This window comes from Paenibacillus albidus (assembly GCF_014644435.1).
Taxonomy (GTDB): domain Bacteria; phylum Bacillota; class Bacilli; order Paenibacillales; family Paenibacillaceae; genus Paenibacillus_AQ; species Paenibacillus_AQ albidus.
Genome location: NZ_BMKR01000045.1, coordinates 16,808 through 37,531 on the forward strand (window position 1 = coordinate 16,808; position 20,724 = coordinate 37,531).

Here is a 20,724-nt window from a genome sequence, read left to right on the forward strand (position 1 = left end):
TCACATAAGACCGCTAAACAAGCAATAAGAGCGACTCAGTCCGTAAGCTCAACCAGATACGCCAAATAATTGCAATAAGGGCTGTACGGTCCGTATTGTGCTAGAAATCCCGTCCACCCTGCTCAGCCCAGCCTGCCGTAACCCAGTGCACTTAACTTCTCGGCAATAACACGATAGCCTCGTCCATTTGGATGCACATGATCGATGAACAGCAGGTTTCCTTCATTTCCGGAGAAGTCATTGTAAATGGAGGCAAACCCGACTACATGGCTGCTGTAACGGGCAGCATGGCGATTGAACTCCAGTACCCAGTCTGTCGCTGCCGCTATCCGAGGATAGGGATTGTACAAGCCTACAATTCTTATAATGCAGGGCTTACGGTCACCAGCCTTCAATTGCTCCAGCGTACCGATAAGTCCACTGAAGTTCTGTTTGCATTCCTGCAAAGCACTGCGCAGCACCCGGCCCTGGCTTCCCGGGTAGTTTGCTGCTCCTCTGGCCGCACGTATCAGATCATTGCCGCCAATGGACAGCGTGATGATGTCTGCCTCGCGGATTGCCTGCCTGTACATACTGCTTCCACGCAGCCGCTGCATGAGCTCTGCCGTCGTCAGCCCGTTTATCCCCAGGTTAGCGGTAGCTATGGCAGCACCCAGTCTATTCTCCGCCATCCTGCGGTATACCGGAACAAAACCGTGGCCGGGCAATGCCCCGAATCCCTTCGTCAATGAATCGCCAATGGCGGTATATTGATAGCCCATTGGTTCTCCCTCCCTGTCCCCTAAGCTGGCATCTCCTTCAGCATATGAATATACCAGGAAAAGGGTAACGGGGAGATGTCCGCAGGCGCTATTAGCGGAGCCCGGGTCTCTCAGCCTTCGATTCTACTTTAAAGCAGCGAACGGGCTGCTACCATCTGGCAGTAGCTCTTTGAAGCTGAAGGTGTATTCAGGGAATCCTGCGGCGTAGGCTGTGTATTCATAGACCTGGAAGAATATTGTAACCTTGCCGTCTTTTAAGTAGAACTGCTTCTCTGTAGCCAGCCCGTTGAAGCCACCCAGATAACCGTCATGATTTTTGATCAAATTGCCCAGCTTGGTGTTAAGTTCCACTTTGTAATTGGAATTGGCCCCGAACAGATCCTTGAGCAGCAGCCGTTTGCCGTCCTTCAGCGAGAAGGTGAAGGCTTGACGGGTATCCATGCCGTGTGCTCCGCCCATATAACCGTACTGATTAGTAATCAGGCTAAGTACCCCGTTCTGGTTATAAGTCACCACATAGGAGGCTTGATATTCATAAGGGCGGTCTTCCTTGTTTCTTTCGGCAATCTCTTTTTTGGCGCTTTTTTCAAAATTCGTTGCGGTCAGCTTTAATTGGCTGTTGATGGAATTCTGTACCTTAGTATCGGCCAGTCCGCTGATTTGCGGATAATCCAGCTTTAGGGTAACGCCTTCCCGGTTATTTTCAATAGTTGCCGTAGTGATCTTTAATGCATTCTGAGGTCTTGCCGTCATATTCAACCGGCCCGAGGCCGCATTCCAATCCCCTTGATAGCCCATGTAGTCACTCAAGAGGTCAAACGGAACAAACATGCGGCCATTCAACAGCTTGGCTTCATACTCCTTAATATAGAACCCGTTCACCGAAATCGTTACGCCGCCCGGATAGGCCATTAGTTGAGCCTTCTGGGTCCCCTTTCCCACGACATACGCATTGTCCGCCTTATTGTAAGTGACCGGGAGCTTCAGTACATCACGCAGAAAGCTTACCGGCACCCAGACCTTTCCTTCCTTATACAGCCCGGTCTGCTGCGTAAGCGCACCGTTAAATTTCAACACTACGCTTGACCCCGGTTTGCTCTGTGCACTGCTGGCTGCAGCCGCATGCCCCGTTTCCGCCGGAATTACGCCTCCGGTCAGCAAAAGACCAGCCGCCAGCAAACCCACACCCCATTTACGGGCATTTTTGTTCATTTTGTTCATCATCGCTTGTTTCCCCTTTCGTGATCCGTGCTTCCCATTATAATGGGACCAGGTGTTAAGATTGTTACAATGATTACAAGACCATATGACATTTTATTAAACTATAAGAGAGCTTCGTTACTTTTCACAGTAAAAAAGGAGGCGCCGTCTGCAATCAGCAGCGAAGCCCCCTTTATTAGTCCGTTACCTATTTCAATTCGTACATTACGCTGAGCTGAGTCGATACCTTAACCTCTCCAGGCTGTACCGCTGTGCCTGCCGCCGAATCCGCTGCAGACATCATCTTTGCATTCTGTTCAAAATAGACCGGCGTGGTGTTACCATCGTTCTGGCTGACCGTAAGCACCTGACCGAGTGTACGTCCCGCCGCTTTGGCAATTGCTCCTGCTTTGACTCCGGCATTGGCCATCGCCTTTTCAATGACCTGAGCTTCCAGCGTAGAAGGGTCCTCCACTGCAAAGCGGACATTACCGATGTTGTTTGCGCCCGCGGTGGCCGCAGCATCCAGCAATTCGCCTACCTTGGCCAGATCGCGATAGGCAACCGTCAAGGTATGATTGGCATTATAGCCTTTGACCTTCTGGCCTTCCTTTTCGGTGTAGGTGTAATTCGGTTGCACATAGAACTGTGTGCTCTGAATATCCTTGTCTGCAATTTTCCAGGTGTCCTTCAACAGGGCTGTGATTTTCGAGATCTTGGCCGCATTGCCCTTCTGCGCTTCCTGCGCTGTTGCAGCGGTAGTGTCCACTGCGATGGACAGATACACAATGTCCGGCTTGATGGACAGTTCCCCTTTGCCTACGACGCTGACTACGTTGCGCTGTACTTCATCGGCATAGGCCTTCTGCGGGCCCTGAACAACATCGCTCACCAGCACCCCTCCCAGTAACAAACTTCCCGCCAGCAGCACCGCTCCTACTTGTTTACCCCATTTATTCACGTTTGCCATCCCCTTTTCATCAATTAAAATTGTTGGTACCCTCTAGACGGCACGGCTTGGCAAAAGTTGCATAGTAATCGGGAAGGGAATAAATATTTTTGAACCCTTCTTTTCATATTAAAAAAAGCCCCGAGGGGCTTTGGGTCAGACTTAAAGTTGAGGCCTTGCCATTACTGGTTCTCAAGCTCCTCTTTGCTCACCAAACTTGTCAAAGCGGTTACAGCTTGATCCGCATCGGCGCCATCCGCGCTAATATAAATCTCCGTGCCGGAACTGATCGCGAGGCTCATAATCCCCATAATACTTTTGGCATTAACTTTTTTATCATCTTTTTCCACGAAAATCTCCGACGAAAACTTGTTAGCCTCTTGCACAAACAATGCTGCCGGCCGAGCATGGAGCCCCGTCTTCAACCGAACAACTACCGGGTGCTTTGTCATGAAACGTTTACCCCCTATTTGAGATCTGCCCAAAAATTTCACATTAAATTTTATAATATTATATCATTATAACGGAATCCACACTAGAAAAAAAATCTTTAGCCGCCCCGGACCTTGTCAGCCAGCTCATCAATTTTGCGCAAACGGTGATTGACTCCCGATTTACTGACCGAGCCTTTAAGCATTTCACCCACTTCTTTGAGGTTGATATCGGGATGGGCCAGCCTGATTTCGGCGACCTCCCGCAGCTTATCCGGCAAGCTCGCAAGCCCAACCTCTCGCTGCAGCAGCTTGATGTTCTCAATCTGCCGCACAGCTGCACTGATGGTTTTGTTCAGATTGGCCGTCTCGCAGTTGACAATCCGATTCACCGAGTTGCGCATATCGCGCATAATCCGGACATCCTCAAATTTGAACAAGGCTTGATGCGCGCCGATCAGACTGAGGAATTCGATGATTTTTTCGCCTTCCTTGATGTACAGGACAAAACCTTTCTTCCGCTCAATGCAGCGGGCATTCAGATGAAATTCACCGGCCAGCTCCACAAGGGCCTTGCAGTGCTCTTCATACATTGAGGAAATCTCCAGATGATACGAGGAGCCCTCCGGGTTATTGACGGATCCGCCCGCCATAAATGCGCCCCGCAGATAAGCCCGCTTGCAGCAGTTCTTACCCACAATTTCTTCATCAATCCCGTCGGTGAAAATAAAGCCCTCGGATACAATCCGCAGGTCTTTCAGGATCTCCTGCACCTGGCTTGGGATTCGGACGATGTACACGTTATTCTTCTTCAAACGCATTTTTTTACGCACAAGCAGTTCGATATGAACCTGGTAATATTTCTTAAGTAAAGAATATACCCGCCTTGCAATCGCGGCGTTCTCCGTCGAAATGTCGAGGACAACCTTTTTGCTCGAAAGCTGCACCGAACCGTTCATCCGGATCAGTGCGGACATCTCCGCTTTTTCGCAGCAAGGCTGGCTCTCCACCATCGTCAGCTCTTTTTTGGTAAGGGCCGCAAAAGACAAGGGTCTCACCTCTTTCTCCAGTATACAGAATTTACGGATTCCCAGCCGGTGATCTGGAGATCCAGTCTTGGACAAGCTGATAGATATGGTGACTCAGCTTATCTGTATCATGCCTTAAATACGTCCGGAATAATACCAGCCGGTCTGCTATAACTTTGTATCCGTGCTGTTCCAGCGCCTCCCGGTCCAGCAGCACCGGCCGCGCACCTTTCTCCGCGTATTTGGTCTGCACCTTCTCCGGAATGACGCCATCGTTCACGATAACATAATCGAATAAATGCAATCCGATATGGTCATATACGGCCTGCAGATGATCGCTGACTGTATAATTGTCGGTTTCACCGGGCTGGGTCATTACATTGCAGACAAAAATTTTGATCGCCTTGGAGGAGACGACCGCCTCCGCCAGCTTAGGTACCAGAAGATTCGGCAAAATGCTGGTATATAAGCTTCCCGGTCCAATCAGAATTGCATCCGCATTCTGGATCGCCTCCAGCGCCTCCGGCAGCGGCTCGACATCCGCCGGCTCCAGGGATACCCGTCTGATGATACCGCCGGCCTCAGGGATCTTCGATTCCCCGGTGATGATCCTGCCGTCCGCCATCTCGGCATGCAGCACTACCGCATCTTCCGCAGCGGGCAGCACGCGGCCCCGCACAGCGAACAAGCGGCTGAGCTCCCGTACAGCGGTAACGAAGTCACCGGAGATATCGGTTAGCGCAGCAAGGATCAGATTGCCCAGGCTGTGGCCGGCCAGACCTTCGCCGCTGCTGAAACGGTACCTCATGATGTCAGCCATCAGCGGCTCCACATCTGCCATAGCGGTCAGCACGTTGCGGATATCGCCGGGCGGCGGCATCTGCAGTTCGCTCCGCAGAATGCCGGAGCTTCCGCCGTCATCAGCTACAGTTACAATCGCAGTGATATCCAGCGGTTTCTCCTTCAGACCGCGCAGCATCACGGACAGACCGGTTCCCCCGCCCATCACGACAATGCGCGGACGCTGTCTCGGTTCTTCAGCCAATGTAGACCCCTTCTCTCGTTAGTGCCGATCGCGCTCGGAATCGCGGTGACTGACCGCTACCGATTCTGTCTCGCTGACCCCGAGCATTTTGCCCAGATATTCGGAAATGGCTACCGAGCGGTGTTTGCCGCCTGTACAGCCAATCCCGATAATCACCTGGGATTTACCCTCTTTACGGTATTGCGGAATCAGAAAATGCAGCATATCCAGCAGTTTAGTCAGGAACGCCTGTGTTTCCGGCCACTTCATTACATAATCGTAGACTTCACTGTCCTGGCCCGTCTTGGGCCGCAGCTGGTCCACATAATGCGGATTAGGCAAGAAACGGACATCGAACACCAGATCGGCATCGATGGGAATCCCATATTTGAATCCAAACGAAGTGATGTTGACGGAGAGGGTGCTTTTGCCCAGATGGGAAAAACGCGATACAATCCTCGCCTTCAGTTGTGCCGGCTTCATATTGCTCGTATCCAGACACAGAGTAGCCGAATTCTTCAGCTCCTCCAGCATCTTGCGCTCCAGCCGGATGCCGTCAAGCGGCATGCCCTTTGGTGCGAGCGGATGATGCCGCCGGCTCTCCTTGTAACGCTGCACAAGCACGGAATCGGTGGCATCCAGAAAAAGAATTTCACAGCCGATGGTAGACTCCGCTTTGATATAAGATAGAGACTCCGACAGAGCCGTGAAGAATTCCCGGCCCCTCAGATCAATCACAAGAGCTACCTTGGCAATCTTACCTTTGGACTGCTCAATCAGCTCCGCGAATTTGGGAATCAGTACTGGGGGCAGATTGTCGACACAGAAGAAACCCAGGTCTTCCAGACTCTGCACAGCAATGGTTTTGCCTGCGCCCGACATACCTGTAATGATAATCAGGGTGGCCCCTCCGGTTGGAGGCATCTCCAATTCGGTCATGAAAGCGTCCCCTCCCTAGAATTAGTGTATGAATAAATTCGGTCCTTTAAGAACGCAGCAGCAGTCCCGCAGCGCCGACAATACCAGCATCGTTGCCAAGCTCTGCAGGGATAATGGTCACGCCTGTCTGAAGCGGAGCCGGAGCCAGCTTGGCAAATACACGGCGTACCTCATCGAACAAAATATCTCCGGCTTTAGAAACCCCTCCGCCGACGATGAATACTTCAGGGTTAAGCACGGCGGCTACTGCTGCCATGGACTTGCCCAAATAATAGGCCGCCCGGTTCACAATGCGGATGGCCACTTCATCTCCGGCCTTGGCAGCATCGAACACTTCCTTGGCCGCTATCTTCTCCACGGTCGACAGCGATGTCCGGTCTCCGCGCTCCACGGCATCACGGGCCATACGGATGATCCCTGTAGCCGAGGAAACCGTTTCCAAACAGCCCATGTTGCCACAGCCGCATTGGATGGCTTCCAGGTCCGGCACCACTGAAATATGCCCCAGCTCACCGGCCAGACCGGCAAATCCCTGATAAATCTTTCCGTTAATGATAATCCCGCCGCCAACACCTGTTCCCAGGGTATAGCAGACACAATTCTCAATGCCCCGCCCCGCACCGCTCCAGGCTTCGCCCAAAGCAGCGACGTTCGCGTCATTGTCTATTTTGACAGGCTTGTTCAGCCGACCTTCCAAGATGGAGCGGATCGGCACATCTCTAAATCCTATGTTAGGCGCAAGGATGATGATTCCTTCACGGATATTCGTGAACCCGGCCAGGCCCGCACCTACACCGGCAAGCTGATCCCAAGAGTATGGAGAATCCTCAACAATCTGACGCACATACTTCTCGATGTTGCCGATAACAGCATCGACACCGTCGGCAGTTCCTGTAGGTCCTTCATACGTATGAAGCAGGTTCCCCTCGGCGCTGCAGATCCCAACCTTAATCGTAGTTCCGCCTAAATCCACGCCAACGTAGATATTTTCAGACATGTAACAAGCCACCTTTTTCTATGCTAAAATAGTTAATCCTACGTACCCACTATAATAGAACCCCTCCCTGCGGTCAAGGAAAGGCGACACACCCGGGCTTTCCCTTTTTTCGACATTCCTGCTCCTGTCCAAAAAAGACCCTCTTGCTTGAATGGCAAGAGAGTCCCGGCGGTATATTTAACTCTTAAACTTCTGACAGAATGCGCTTTTGTCCTTCCAGTGCACGGATCGGGGCGATATTCTGCGTGAATTCCAAAGTCCCCATATACCGGCCCGCTTCATCACGGACAGCAAAGTAGCGGATGTAAATAAACTTGTCCTTGATGTTAATCCAGAAATCCTCGGCATCCTTACGTCCAGCCTTGAAATCTTCCAATAGCTTCTCTACCACATGCACACTTTGCGGCGGATGGCAGTTCTGCACGGTACGGCCAATAACAGCTTTGGTCCGGGCGAAGATGCGCTCCTTGCCGTGGGAGAAGTAACGCACCACATCATTCTCATCGATAAAGGTCAGATCTACCGGCAAATGGTTCATGAGGGTCTCCAGCTGATGCAGGGACAACAGACCTGTCTCGAACCGGATGAACCCCTGCGGCGCCGTTCCTGATGCCTGCTCCTCAGCGGAAGCCCCTTCGGGTTCTGCAGCCCGCTCCGGCACCCACTCCTGCTCCGGCGAAGTCAAGCAAAAGCCGATTTCGTCGCTCTCCCGGGCAATTTTGACCCATTCGTCCTCCGTCAGCTTATCAAGGGCCATAGGCAGCAGTATGTTCTCTTCCTTAAAGATCATCTCGTTGACTTCCTGAATAATCTGCTCCAGCCGCGTGCCGATTTCTTCTTTCTCGCCTTTATAGCTGCTAAGCATCGCCTTGGCTTCTTTAATCATGCTGCGGATGCCATCGTCCACGCCCCACATTACTTTGGTAGGTCCGTAGATCCCGTATTTCTCCAGGTAAGGGAACAGCAGATTCTCTTTACGGCTGTAGTGTTTGTCCAGATCAAGCAGCAGGCTGAGGTCCTCCAGCAGCTTAAAGATGATCTCCTCGCTGTCCTGCTTAAGGAACTTTCCGGCATGAAGCTCCAGACGAAAGTTGACGAGCCGTTCAATCTCTCGGTTCTCAAGCTTGAAGGTGTGAACAGGGTGGCCCGGCTGCTCTTCCGGCTTCGAGGAACGGTGAATCTCCTCAATGGAGCCCTTAAAGATCGCGGTATGCACCGAACAGAGCCGCTGCACCTCCGATACAGGGATTCCTTCCTCCGTCATCAACGAGTGCTCCATCGCAGAGATCTCCGCTACAGTGACATCCCCGACCGCTTCAGCAAAGCGGGCTTTCACTTCCTCCACACTTTTGCCTGCATGCAGCTCTTTGATAATTTCCTTCAGCATCTCCTGGCGGCGATTTTGCTCTGGTATACTGATCTCACGGTTGTTAATCAACTCACTCATTTCTTATTCCCCCTTCTATTCAATCACATGAAATCCATGCTGCTGAAAGGTCAGCCGTACAGTTTCCATGTTCATTTTCTTTAACTTCATCCCTTTGGATAACGTCATAATTCGGCCTGCAGTCTGCAGCATACCCGGTTTCGCAATGTCCTTAAAACCCAATTCCACCATAATTCCGACCACCTCAGGATGCCGGCTTACCATATCGAAGATGGACTCATGAATATTCAACACTTTTTCCAAATGACTGGCCTCCTTCCATCACTGAGAACTCTTCTCAACATCAGATTAGCACAGCTTTTCAGGGGACCTTGTGATTGTAATCACAAATCATCAGAGAGTTTTAAATTTTAAATTAAAGATCGGTTTATTCCTTTAAAATAAAAAACTGCCCCCTCGCCTGTTAGAGCTCCGGAAGCAGTTTTTTCAATTGCATTTAGGACTGAATTATAGCGTTACACCTGTCTTGAAAATGGCGATTTCACGGAAATTGTTTTTCTCATTGTTCACAAGCCCGCCGCTGGCTACCTCGATAATGTAGCTGATGAAATCCTTCAGCACCTCATCCGCAGAGCCATCCTCCACCAATACGCCGGCATTAAAATCAATCCAGTGACGCTTTCCCTCATACAAAGGCGAATTGGTGGATACCTTCATCGTAGGCACAAAAGTGCCAAACGGTGTGCCGCGGCCCGTGGTAAAGATCACGAGCTGACAGCCTGCGGCCGCAAGTGCAGACGAAGCTACGAGATCATTACCGGGTGCATTGAGCAGATTAAGCCCTTTTTGACTGATGAATTCTCCATAATTAAGCACATCCATCACTGTCGACGTTCCCGATTTCTGCGTGCAGCCCAGCGACTTGTCTTCCAGCGTTGTAATCCCGCCCGCCTTGTTCCCCGGGGAGGGGTTCTCGTACACCGGCTGTTTATGGTCCATAAAATATTGCTTGAAATCGTTGATCAAATCAACAATCTTATGAAATACAGCCTCATCCGCCGCCCGTTCCATCAGAATTTTCTCCGCCCCGAACATTTCCGGCACTTCGGTCAGCACTGTCGTTCCGCCCTGGGCAGCCATGTAGTCAGACAACCGGCCAAGCAGCGGGTTAGCCGTAATGCCGGACAGCCCGTCAGAGCCGCCGCATTTCAGGCCAATCTTCAGTTCGGACAGAGGGACCTCTTCCCGTTGGTCGTTCTGCACCGCCTGAAAGATTTCCTTCAGCAGCTTTACGCCTTCCTCTACCTCGTTGCCCACTTCCTGGGAGACCAGGAACTTCACGCGCTCTTCATCATAGCTGCCAAGGGATTCTTTGAATTCCTGCAGGTTGTTGTTCTCACAACCCAGACCCAGCACCAGCACCCCTGCTGCGTTGGGATGCTTCACCGCATTCCCCAGGATGGTGCGGGTGTTGACATGGTCGTCTCCCAGCTGGGAACAGCCGTAATTATGTTTCAGCACCAGCAGGTTGTCAAAAGGGGCAATATCCCCAACCTCCGCCTTGAACAGCTGGAGCATCTGCTCAGCCACTCCGTTCACACAGCCCACGGTGGGTACAATCCACAGCTCGTTACGGATGCCTACGCTGCCATCCCGGCGTCTGTAGCCCCTGAAGGTCAGATTCTCAGCTGTAAACGGGTTTTCGGACAGCTTCTGGGCAAAGCTGTATTCCTCCACCCCGGTCAGGTTGGTTTTGGTGTTGTGGGTGTGCACCCACTCTCCCGGAGCGATGGGCTTGATGGCATGACCAATCGGGTACCCGTATTTGAGTACATCCTCACCTTCGGCAATGGCATTCAGGGAAATTTTATGTCCTCTGGCAATGTCCTCAGCGATGACGACATGCTTAGTTCCGATGAGGATGGTTTCCCCGGCTGCATAGTCCCTAAGCGCAACAGCCACATTATCGGCCTCATTAATTTGCAGTACCTCTTTCATCGTCTTTATCATCATTGTCCCCTCCTGGAGCAAACGGTTAGTTATGGGCAGGCTTTCTGTCTAATGAATGCAATGCTTCCTTCATTCCTGTCTTCTTAATGGCAATCAGCCCCTCAGCCACCTGTTCGGCAAGTCCTTCCAGCTCATTCAGATTACGGCCCCAGCGGTTATCCGCCGCCAGCACATCCGCCACCAGTCTGTGCAGTCCTTCGTCTGTCCCATCCCATCCGTTCCACAGTCCGGCGAACCAGTCCAGTATATCCGCATCATCGGCGAGCGGAATCGGCTCTTCTCCCCGGCGCCCGCTGTAAAAAGCGATCAAGGCACTTAAGGAAAAGACCAGCTTCCCGGGCAACTGTCCCCGGGTTTCCACATATTGCAGCAAGGATGGTAGATCTCTCGTCTTGAACTTGGATACGGAGTTCAGCGAGATACTAAGCAGATAATGCTGTACAAAGGGATTGAGGAACCGTTCCCATACCGCATCCGCAAAGGATTGCAATTCCGCTGCCGGCAGATCCAGAGTCGGAATAATTTCTTCATCTATTAGTGATTTGACATACGCGCCTACTTCTTCATGCCCGACCGCTTCCGCAACCGTATCAATTCCATACAGGTAGGCCACAGGCATCATCGCTGTGTGCGCACCGTTCAGAATTCTGACCTTGCGCGTGCGGTAAGGTGTCATATCATCCACCACCAGCACATTTAGTCCGGCCCGGTGCGCCGGAAATTCATCCTTGATCCACTGCGGTCCTTCAATTACCCACAGATGGAAAGGCTCGCTGACCACAACCAAGGCATCCTCGTAGCCCAGCTCTGCCGTGATCTCATCCATGGAGTCCCGGGGATAGCCCGAAACAATACGGTCAACCAGACTGGAGCAGAAGGTGTTGGCCTCATGCAGCCATTGTATAAATCCTTCCCCTAAATTCCACAACTTGGCGTATTGAAGCACCGTGGCCTTCAGCTCATCGCCATTGCGGTCGATCAATTCGCAGGGAATTAGCACGAACCCTTTGGAAGCGTCTCCATTAAAATATTCATACCGGCGGTGAAGCAATGCCGTCAGCTTGCCCGGAAAGCTGCTTGGCGGCGCATCCGCCAACTTGTCATTGGCTTCATAAGCAATTCCGGCCTCCGTGGTGTTGGATACGATAAAACGCAGTTCCGGGTTCTCGGCGAGCTCCAAATACTCATTATATTGGGAATAAGGATTAAGCGTCCGTGTGATGCAGTCAATAACCTCATGTTTCCTGCAGACCTGGCCGTCCTGGATGCCTTGCTGATAGAGCGTGAACAATCCGTCCTGTTCGTTCAGACGATCAGCCATCCCGCTGGCCAGGGGCTGCACAATAACCACCCCTCCATTAAAATCAGTTAGCCTGTTCATAGTATGAATCTGCCAATCTACAAAAGCGCGCATAAAGTTGCCTTCTCCAAATTGCAGCACTTTCTCGGGATACTGATTAAACGCCTTCCCCTGTTCACGGTCTAATCTCATCTTCATTATACCTCCTCAAAGGATATTATGCACACGTTAAACTTAAATTTAACTCTTTATTATATTTAATTTTTTGGATTAGTCTGCGACTGAATGCACACGTTATAATTTTAAGCGGGGACGAAGGCCTTAACACTAGCGTGGTTCGTCTTTATCCCTTCTTGCTAATCTCCCTAACCGGTTAACCCAAAGGCTCACTGACCGATTTTCTAATCACTAATTTCGTATTGATGAACAACGGGCCGTCATCTTTCACAGGTTTACTGATCAGATTCAGAATTTTGCGGGCGCCTTGCTCGCTGATCTGTTCAATCGGCCGTTTCACGGTAGTCAGTGAAGGAGTCGTGAATAAGGAAACTCCGCTATCGTCAAAACCAACAATGGATATATCTCGGGGTACCTGCAGCCCGCGCTCGAATACACAGTTCATAGCCCCGATAGCCATATCATCATTGGAGCAGAAAACAGCAGTCGGCCGGTCTTTCAGATCCAGCAGCCGACCCATGGCTTCATAGCCGCTGGGCATATCATAATTACCGCGGACCATGTACTCATGGCGTACCGGAATTTTGTGGTCGATCAACGCTTTGATGAAGCCGTCTCTGCGTTCCTGGGTAGATTTGAACCCCTCGACACCTTCGATAATCGCGATTTCCCGGTGTCTGCATTTAATGAGGTATTCCGCTGCATTGCAGGCCCCTTCCCGATCGTTGGAAACGATATTGAAGATGGACCGGTCTTCAACCTGACGGTTCAGGACCACAATCGGAATGCCCTGTTGGACCACATGATAAATGAACTTATTGTCGGCTTCGCTCTGACTCATCAGGATAATCCCATCGAACCGTTTGCGGTGGATCGAGGAATAATCGACATAATCATCAATGCCGCGGATGAATAAATTATATTCGACATCGATAACACTGTTCACGCCCCGGATCGTATCCGAAAAGAAACTGGAGGATGTCCCCGTGGCAATGCTGGTAAAAAACAGACCGATGGTGTAGGAACGCTGCATCACCAGACTTTTGGCGTTATAATTCGGCACGTAACCGACCTGTGAAGCGATCTCGGCAATTTTCTTGCGGGTCACCTCTTTGATTAACGGGCTGTTGTTGAGTGCCCTTGATACCGTTGTATGTGATACATTCGCCAGCTTGGCGATATCCTTAATAGTGGGTGCCATGGAGTCTACCTTCCTTATTAAACAGGTTTAGCTTTTCCATGTAAGGATATCATAACCCTAGGCTTTTTTCACAGAACCTTCCGCCACTTCTAACTTACTTCACACAATATTCCTCATTGAAGCACTTTAGCCTGTAATTCCAAGATAATCTCTGCATGCTTCTTGTCTGTTAGCTTATACATAAATCCGATGATGATCATCGCGATCGCAAGAGCGACTGCGGGATATAGCATAAGCAATCCTCTAATCCCGAGCAGTGCAGTCGAGGTCTGAGCCACGTTAGGCACATAGCCGACGAGTGCAAGACCAATACCGGACAGGAAACCGGACAAAGATTGTGCCAGTTTACGCGAGAAGTTGAACAGGGAGTAGGTTGTAGCCTCTTTGCGCTCTCCGGAGCTCCACTCGCCGTAGTCAATAATGTCGGACACAAGTGCCCAGGTAATGCCGTTAGGAATACTGATACCGATAAAGGCGATACTGGCCAGGAAGGTAAAAATGTATACGTTGGGCGGCATCATGAAGTTTATTGAGTCGGCAATAATGCTGACTCCGAGGCCGAGCATGACTGTTTTCTTCTTGCCGAACAATTTAACCAGTTTAGGCAAGAACAGCACACCAATAAACGAAGACCCGATAATAATGAAGTTCATGTACGCCATCAAACTTACGTTACCCAGATTATACTCTGCAAAGTAAACAAGCATAGCCGACTTAATGTTATAAGCTGAAATTGTGAAAATGGTCATTAACACAAGCACCAGCAGCGGCTTATTTGAAATAAAGGTTTTGACGATTACTTTGGCACTAAGCTTCTCTTTAGGGGCATGCTGTGCAACCACTCTCTCTTTTGTATTGCGATAACAGAAGATAAAGGCGAGAATACCCACTATCGACATCATCCCCATTACTAGAGGGTAGGCTAATTTGTCATGAGCCCCGTGCTTGGTAAAAAACAAAATCAATGGCATAACGATAATACTGGTTAGGAATAACGCACCAAGTGACCCTGCCTGCCGGAATGAAGCTAGCTTTGCACGTTCTTCCGAATTCTGTGTTACGACAGAACCAAGCGAACCGTAAGGGATATTCAAGAATGAATAGCCGATGCCCCAGATCATATAAGAAGCATAGGCATAGATTAGCTTGCCTGTACCTGAGAGGTTGGGAGAAATAAAGGTAAATACGGTCAAAATAGCCAAGGCAAGACTTCCAAAAATAAGATAAGGCCGGAACTTCCCTCTAGAGCCAATATTTTTGCGGTAGTCAATGGAAGAGCCAACAATCGGATCGCAGAATGCCGCGAACAGCTTACTGACAAGGAAGATCCCAGCGGCGTATTTAGCCGATATACCCGCTACGTCCGTGAAGAATTTAAGCAGGTACAATTGTCCAAGGTCAAACATAAAGCCGTTTCCAAAGTCACCCATTCCATAGGCCACTTTTTCTTTTAACTTTAGAGGTTCGTTCCCGCTTACTGCCAGCACCTCCTGCTCAACGCTTTTCTTAAGCGCCACTGTTCCCACCATTACACACTTCCTTAAATTTCAATTTTAATTAAAATATTATATTGTGATATATTTCACATATTTTCAAACAAGAATTCTATTTGTTCGCTGAATCAAGGGGAGAGGTATCAGTTATTATAGGCAAATCCCCCTCCCCAGCCCATTGCTATTTGAATTATTTAGTCACCGTACCGGCTGCGAGAAGTTAAAATACTGTTTAGCGTTGTTGTAGCAAATATTCTCGATCATATTACCGAGCAGTTCCGGATCATCCGGCGCTTCGCCATTCTCCACCCAGGTGCCGAGCAGATCACAGAGAATTCTTCTGAAATATTCATGTCTGGTATAGGATAAAAAGCTGCGGGAGTCGGTCAGCATCCCGACAAACTGGCTAAGTGCACCCAGGTTGGCGAGCGTTCTCATCTGCTCCAGCATGCCGTCCTTGTTGTCGTTGAACCACCAGGCGGTTCCGAACTGAATCTTGCCGGCTACACCGCCGCCCTGAAAGCTGCCCATCAAGCTGGCGATGACATGATTGTCATTCGGATTCAGCGAATACAGGATCGTCTTCGGCAGCGCATCTTCACGGTCCAGCGCATCCAGCAGACCGGCCAGCGGCCGCGCAATGAGACCGTCATTAATAGCATCATATCCGGTATCGGGACCCAGACGGCCAAACATTACGCTGTTGTTGTTCCGCAGGGCATGAATATGAAACTGCATAGCCCATCCCAGCTCATTGTATAACTTACCGAGAAAGACGAGCGTGAAGCCCTTGTATTGTTTCTCTTCCTTTTCGCTTACGGTTTCTCCATTCAGACCTTTGGCAAAAATAGCAGCCGCTTCCTCCAGAGTTGCCGGCTCGAACATCACCGCATCCAGCGCATGGTCAGACACACACCCGCCTGCAGCGTGGAAATATCTCACCCTGCTCTCCAGGGCGTCGAGGAATCCGCTGTAATCCTGAATGGCCTTCCCTGCAGCTTCCCCAAGCTGGGCGATCCAGGGCTTAAATGTAGCCCGGTTGATCTCCAGCGCTTTGTCGGGACGGAAGCCGGGAGAGACAATACAAGCAAAATCAGGCAGAGCCTTGATTTGTTTGTGGTATTCCAGATCGTCAGCCGGGTCGTCCGTCGTACATACCGTATTTACCTTCGATTTAATAATCAAATCTCGCGCGCCAAAACCCGGGCCCTGCAGCTGCCGGTTCACTTCCTCCCAGATCCGGGGGGCACTTCCCTCATTCAGAAGCTCATGCACACCGAAGAAACGCTGCAGCTCGAGATGGGTCCAATGATAGAGCGGATTGCCGATAATCATCGGCACTGTACGGGCCCAGGCCAGGAACTTGTCGTAATCATCCGCATCCCCGGTGATATACTTCTCTTCGATTCCATTCGCCCGCATCACTCTCCACTTGTAGTGGTCTCCGTACAACCAGGCTTCGGTAATGTTATTGAATGACTTGTTCTCATAGATTTCCTTAGGGCTAAGATGGCAGTGGTAATCGATAATCGGCATATCCTTCGCATGATTGTGAAACAGCTGAACCGCTGTCTCATTCGACAACAAGAAGTTCTCATCCATAAATCGTTTGCTCATGAGGTCTGCTGCTCTCCTTTAACATCAGATTGCGATCAAAAATGTTCACGTGAACATTTTAACTTTATTGTAAACGTTTTTTCGGGATGCGCAAGTCTTTTTCCCGGGCTAATGTTACATTTGCATGAACTGCAGCTCTCCCGCAGTAAGGAGTCATCAGACTATGGTCTAAGATAATGTAAGAATTACTGCAAAAAGCCGGGAACCTGTATTTCCAGGTTCCCGGCTTCACAGATAACGCTAAATGATTCAGCCGCTTATTTATCCAGCGATTCGCTCCAGTCATGCACCATGGTGCCCTCCAGGAACTTCTCGGCATCCATTGCGGCCATACAGCCGGTTCCCGCTGCCGAAATGGCCTGACGGTAACGGGTATCCTGCACATCACCACAGGCGAATACGCCCGGAATATTGGTTTCTGTTGTGCCTGGAGTTACTACAATATAACCATTGGCATCAGTGGTAATCTGGCCGCCCAGGAATGCCGTATTGGGAGTGTGTCCGATGGCCACGAATACTCCATCGGCCTCAATCAGCTCCTCGGCTCCTGTCTCGTTATTGCGTACAGTCAAGCCTTTGACCCCAGTATCGCCAACGGCAACCTCAAGCGGTGTACGGTTAAGCGCCCACGCCACCTTGCTGTTGTCACGTGCACGATCCTGCATGATCTTCGACGCGCGCAGCTCTTCACGGCGGTGAACCAGCGTGACACTGGAGGCGAAGCGGGTGAGGAAGCTGGCTTCCTCCATGGCGGAGTCGCCGCCGCCGACGACAATGATTTTTTTGTTGCGGAAAAAGAATCCGTCACAGGTCGCACAAGTGCTGACCCCGCGGCCCACATTCTCCTGCTCGTTCGGAATGCCCAAATATCTGGCGGAAGCGCCTGTGGAAATAATGACCGTTTCCGCTTCCAGAACACCAAGTCCATCAACGGTGACTTTGAATGGACGCTGCGAGAAATCAACGGATTCAACCCAGCCATTCTTGAATTCGGCACCGAACCGTTCGGCTTGCTTGCGCATGTTGTCCATCAGATCCGGACCCATAATCCCCTCAGGAAATCCCGGGAAGTTCTCGACCTCTGTTGTCGTTGTCAATTGTCCTCCAGGCTGCAGACCTTCAATCACCAAAGGGTTCATATTGGCACGCGCCAAATAAATAGCAGCAGTCAGCCCGGCCGGGCCTGTTCCGATTACAATGCTTTTGTACATAACAGTGGCCTCCTCACAAGGGTTTGTTTGGACACGGCGATGATCACCCTGCCCGTCTATCTATTCTCAGTGAACGGCGGAAAGCTGTCGTTCACGCTTTCCTTGACCCTGCATTCGTCATCAATGCGCCGGGCATACCGGCTGACCATGGAGACGGATACGCCATACTGCTGGGCCACTTCCCGGTAGGTAACCGGAAGGCCATGCAGCTTGGCAGTCAAATATTCCAGGGCGGCACACCAGCCTGCAGCATGGCGGATGAATGGCACATCCGGGTAGAGGCTGCCTACGAACTGCTTCCATAGCAGCTCGGCATCCTTCTTCTGGGCCGCATCATATCTCCGGTCCATCATGCCCAGCGTCTGTTCTATGATTCTTTGCCATTCCTCTTTCCACTCCGGCTGCGCCTTGTGGCGAAGAACAGGCGCCTCCTTCTGTTCCAGGGGCAGGGACGGCATCGCTTCATCCGCCCCGCTGCCCAGCAGCCGCTGCAGACTTAGCAGAGCCGCTTCCTGCAGCTTCTCTTCCTGCAGGGGCTGCTGCTCCAGCAGCTCCCGCAGAACCGAGGACATCTCCTCGTCCTCGATCCAGCGGAGCGCTTCGGTAACCTGCCGCTTCGTAGACGCATCGCCATAGCGGAGCGCCCAGAAGAAGGAAGAGCGAAGCAGCGGATTGCTCCGGACTTCTTCGGTAAAGCTGTCCTGATTGTTCTTCCACAGCTTGAGCTGCTCTTGAAACGGCAGCTGGTAATTATAGCTCACCGAAGGCATCGGCTTGCTCTCCACCTGTGCGTGCTGCAGCTGTGCCAGAAAGAACGGCGGCACAGCCGATTCAGGGTCCAGCTTGCCGGCCTGCCGCCAGCAGCGCTGGGCTTCGGCATACAAGCCGCTGTTGCTGGCAGCGGCTGCGCAGTAATGATACAAGCCGGCATCTCCCGCAACCTCTTCATCCTTCAGCAGACGGCGGAAATGACCATAGGCGGTTCTGTGGCTGCCCAGTATGCCCATGGTTGTCGCAAGCTTGAACACATGCTCCTGATGAAACGGCACCGTGGCTTCCAGCATCCGCAGCAGCCTGGCCAGCTGCTCCCGGTCCCCTTCATATTGCAGAAAGATCGCCAGGTTGCAGAGCGCATGCAAGTTGCCCTCGTCTTGCTTCAGCACCTCCGAGATGCATTCCTTTGCCTTGGTGAAGCGGCCCATATAGAAGTAGGCCAACGCCAGATTGTTATGAGCTGCCAGGAAGTCCGGCGTATTCTTCACGATCTCCTCCAGCAGCTGGACCGCTTGGGTGAACTTCCCTTCTTCAAGCAGCGCCCGGGCCCGGTCGTGCTCGACCACGCCTTCCCGGCTCTTGATCCGGTTCAGCGGAGCCGGACGGTCCAGCTCATACTGCAGCAGCTCCATGAGCTCTTCCGATTCAGCCAGAAACTCGCCCTTCACGTCCTCTTCGAGATACGTGACAAGGGCGCGTTCCGCTTCTTCGAAGCTATCCATATTGGCGAAATTGTTGGCCATATAGAAATGGCATTCCGTCATCACCGGATCAATCTTCTCCAGCACATGGGTTAAAATGTCGTTAGACGCTTTATAATCCCCCATCTCTGATAATATACCCGCCATGTTACAATGATTCACCGGATTGTCCGGTTCATACTCTACAGCTTTGCGAAAATTCTTTAATGCCTTATCATATTGAAGGCGGTCCAGAGACCGGACGGCTCGTTCAAAGAAAAAATTGGCATTCAGAGTGACGGGGATAATCTTGTTGCTGCCCTCATCCTTCTCTGAAGTTCTCTCTATCATGGAAGCAAGGCACCTCCCTTGTAAGCTTCCTTATCCTCATGCAAAATAGGAGGGCGGCGCCATTCTTGGCATGCCGGAACTCCCGACTTAAGCATTCTCCGTTTCCAAGCTATGGTCCCGGCTGTCTTCACACAGTATACCACATGTAGCAGGGAGATTCTCAAGTTGGAAGCCCCCCAAATGATAGGAAATTCGGAAAGGCGAAACACCTTGATTTGAAAGACAAGAAAAAAGACACGGGGATCAAATCCCCGCATCTCTGAACAGCTTATCAATGGAACCGCCTTCGATAATAATACGCGTAGCCTGTGCCAGCATTGGTGCCACCGACAGCACCTTGAATCTTGCAGAATGATCATCCGGCAAAGCGATCGAATCCGTAACCACAACTTCCTGGATATTCGGATGATCCAGCTTGGTCAGCGCATCCCCGGAGAACAATCCGTGCGTGGCACAGATAATACTGTCCTTTGCTCCGCGCTCCTTCAGGCCTTCGACGACATTAACGATCGTTGTGCCCGTATCAATCAGATCTTCGATAATAATGGGAGTGCGCCCCTCCACATCGCCGATCACATGCGTGATTACCGATTCATTGTGAGCCGGACGTTTCTTGATCATGATTGCAAAAGGCGAATCCAGGCGGCTGGCCAGCTTCTCCGCCATAGAGGCACGCCCCGCATCGGGAGAGACCACGACCAAATCGGTTAATCCCTGCACCTTTAAGTATCCGCTGATCAAATCCAGAGCCGTCAGATGATCGACAGGAATATTGAAGAATCCCTGGATAGCGGCAGCATGTAAATCAAGCGTGATCACTCGGGTAGCCCCGGCTGTTGTCAGCACATCAGCGACCATCTTGGCGGATATCGGTTCACGGGGAGCGGACTTGCGTTCCTGCCGGGCGTATCCGTAATAAGGCACAATGATATTGACAGTTCGCGCCGATGCCCGTTTGGCGGCATCGATCATCACAAGCAGTTCTACGAACAGCTCATTGATGGGATGGGAGAGGGATTGCACCAAAAAAACGTCACAGTTCCGGATGCTCTCTTCGTAGTGAACGTAAATCTCGCCGCTCTTGAAGCGGGTCAGCTTGATCTGCCCCAATTCCACACCGAGCCGTTCCGCAATATCAGCAGCCAGCTTTGGATTGGATGAACCGGAAAAAATACGTAATTGATGATGCATGAT

Annotated in this window: 18 protein-coding genes; all 18 read right to left on the reverse strand. The window is 51.1% G+C overall.

What is annotated here, in order from left to right; translation table 11 throughout:
* Nucleotides 1-122: 122 nt before the first annotated feature.
* The 18 genes from IEY53_RS30370 to IEY53_RS30455 all read right to left on the reverse strand — a co-directional run bounded on the left by IEY53_RS30370 (nucleotide 123) and on the right by IEY53_RS30455 (nucleotide 20,721).
* Nucleotides 123-761 (reverse strand): GDSL-type esterase/lipase family protein, encoded by a 639-nt coding sequence (locus IEY53_RS30370; protein ID WP_189031531.1) that lies wholly within the window; start codon nucleotides 759-761, stop codon nucleotides 123-125.
* A 123-nt stretch (nucleotides 762-884) separates the two neighbouring features.
* On the reverse strand, nucleotides 885-1,985 hold the full coding sequence (locus IEY53_RS30375) for a PdaC/SigV domain-containing protein (RefSeq protein ID WP_189031533.1): 1,101 nt from the start codon (nucleotides 1,983-1,985) through the stop codon (nucleotides 885-887).
* Nucleotides 1,986-2,169: 184 nt separating this feature from the next.
* Nucleotides 2,170-2,922 (reverse strand): SIMPL domain-containing protein, encoded by a 753-nt coding sequence (locus IEY53_RS30380; protein ID WP_189031535.1) that lies wholly within the window; start codon nucleotides 2,920-2,922, stop codon nucleotides 2,170-2,172.
* Nucleotides 2,923-3,092: 170 nt separating this feature from the next.
* On the reverse strand, nucleotides 3,093-3,362 hold the full coding sequence (locus tag IEY53_RS30385; RefSeq protein WP_019914358.1) for an HPr family phosphocarrier protein: 270 nt from the start codon (nucleotides 3,360-3,362) through the stop codon (nucleotides 3,093-3,095).
* Between the two features lie 98 nt (nucleotides 3,363-3,460).
* A complete protein-coding gene (gene whiA / locus IEY53_RS30390) occupies nucleotides 3,461-4,390 on the reverse strand; it encodes a DNA-binding protein WhiA (RefSeq protein WP_189031537.1) in 930 nt (309 codons plus the stop codon).
* Between the two features lie 31 nt (nucleotides 4,391-4,421).
* A complete protein-coding gene (gene mgfK, locus IEY53_RS30395) occupies nucleotides 4,422-5,414 on the reverse strand; it encodes a gluconeogenesis morphogenetic factor MgfK (RefSeq protein ID WP_505820370.1) in 993 nt (330 codons plus the stop codon).
* A gap of 18 nt (nucleotides 5,415-5,432) precedes the next feature.
* Nucleotides 5,433-6,332: an RNase adapter RapZ gene (gene rapZ, locus IEY53_RS30400; RefSeq protein WP_189031539.1), complete on the reverse strand. Its 900-nt coding sequence runs from the start codon at nucleotides 6,330-6,332 to the stop codon at nucleotides 5,433-5,435.
* Between the two features lie 46 nt (nucleotides 6,333-6,378).
* Nucleotides 6,379-7,329, reverse strand: a complete 951-nt coding sequence (locus tag IEY53_RS30405; RefSeq protein WP_189031540.1) for an ROK family glucokinase — start codon at nucleotides 7,327-7,329, stop codon at nucleotides 6,379-6,381.
* A gap of 184 nt (nucleotides 7,330-7,513) precedes the next feature.
* Nucleotides 7,514-8,776, reverse strand: a complete 1,263-nt coding sequence (locus IEY53_RS30410; RefSeq protein ID WP_189031542.1) for a DUF438 domain-containing protein — start codon at nucleotides 8,774-8,776, stop codon at nucleotides 7,514-7,516.
* Between the two features lie 15 nt (nucleotides 8,777-8,791).
* Nucleotides 8,792-9,010, reverse strand: coding sequence for a DUF1858 domain-containing protein (locus IEY53_RS30415; RefSeq protein WP_229696439.1), 219 nt, complete (start codon nucleotides 9,008-9,010; stop codon nucleotides 8,792-8,794).
* A 213-nt stretch (nucleotides 9,011-9,223) separates the two neighbouring features.
* A complete protein-coding gene (locus IEY53_RS30420; RefSeq protein WP_189031593.1) occupies nucleotides 9,224-10,714 on the reverse strand; it encodes a UxaA family hydrolase in 1,491 nt (496 codons plus the stop codon).
* 37 nt (nucleotides 10,715-10,751) lie between these two features.
* Nucleotides 10,752-12,224, reverse strand: coding sequence for a tagaturonate reductase (locus tag IEY53_RS30425; protein WP_373293961.1), 1,473 nt, complete (start codon nucleotides 12,222-12,224; stop codon nucleotides 10,752-10,754).
* A 175-nt stretch (nucleotides 12,225-12,399) separates the two neighbouring features.
* Complete coding sequence (locus IEY53_RS30430) at nucleotides 12,400-13,404, reverse strand: LacI family DNA-binding transcriptional regulator (RefSeq protein ID WP_189031546.1); 1,005 nt, start codon at nucleotides 13,402-13,404, stop codon at nucleotides 12,400-12,402.
* Nucleotides 13,405-13,517: 113 nt separating this feature from the next.
* The gene (locus IEY53_RS30435; RefSeq protein WP_189031548.1) at nucleotides 13,518-14,933 is read right to left on the reverse strand and encodes an MFS transporter; all 1,416 of its coding nucleotides are present in this window, start codon (nucleotides 14,931-14,933) and stop codon (nucleotides 13,518-13,520) included.
* Nucleotides 14,934-15,095: 162 nt separating this feature from the next.
* Nucleotides 15,096-16,514 (reverse strand): glucuronate isomerase, encoded by a 1,419-nt coding sequence (gene uxaC, locus IEY53_RS30440; RefSeq protein WP_189031550.1) that lies wholly within the window; start codon nucleotides 16,512-16,514, stop codon nucleotides 15,096-15,098.
* Nucleotides 16,515-16,771: 257 nt separating this feature from the next.
* Entirely contained in the window at nucleotides 16,772-17,725 is a 954-nt protein-coding gene (gene trxB / locus IEY53_RS30445) for a thioredoxin-disulfide reductase (protein WP_189031552.1), read from the reverse strand.
* A gap of 56 nt (nucleotides 17,726-17,781) precedes the next feature.
* The gene (locus tag IEY53_RS30450) at nucleotides 17,782-19,530 is read right to left on the reverse strand and encodes a tetratricopeptide repeat protein (protein WP_189031553.1); all 1,749 of its coding nucleotides are present in this window, start codon (nucleotides 19,528-19,530) and stop codon (nucleotides 17,782-17,784) included.
* A 243-nt stretch (nucleotides 19,531-19,773) separates the two neighbouring features.
* On the reverse strand, nucleotides 19,774-20,721 hold the full coding sequence (locus IEY53_RS30455; RefSeq protein WP_189031554.1) for a ribose-phosphate diphosphokinase: 948 nt from the start codon (nucleotides 20,719-20,721) through the stop codon (nucleotides 19,774-19,776).
* Between the last annotated feature and the right edge of the window lie 3 nt (nucleotides 20,722-20,724).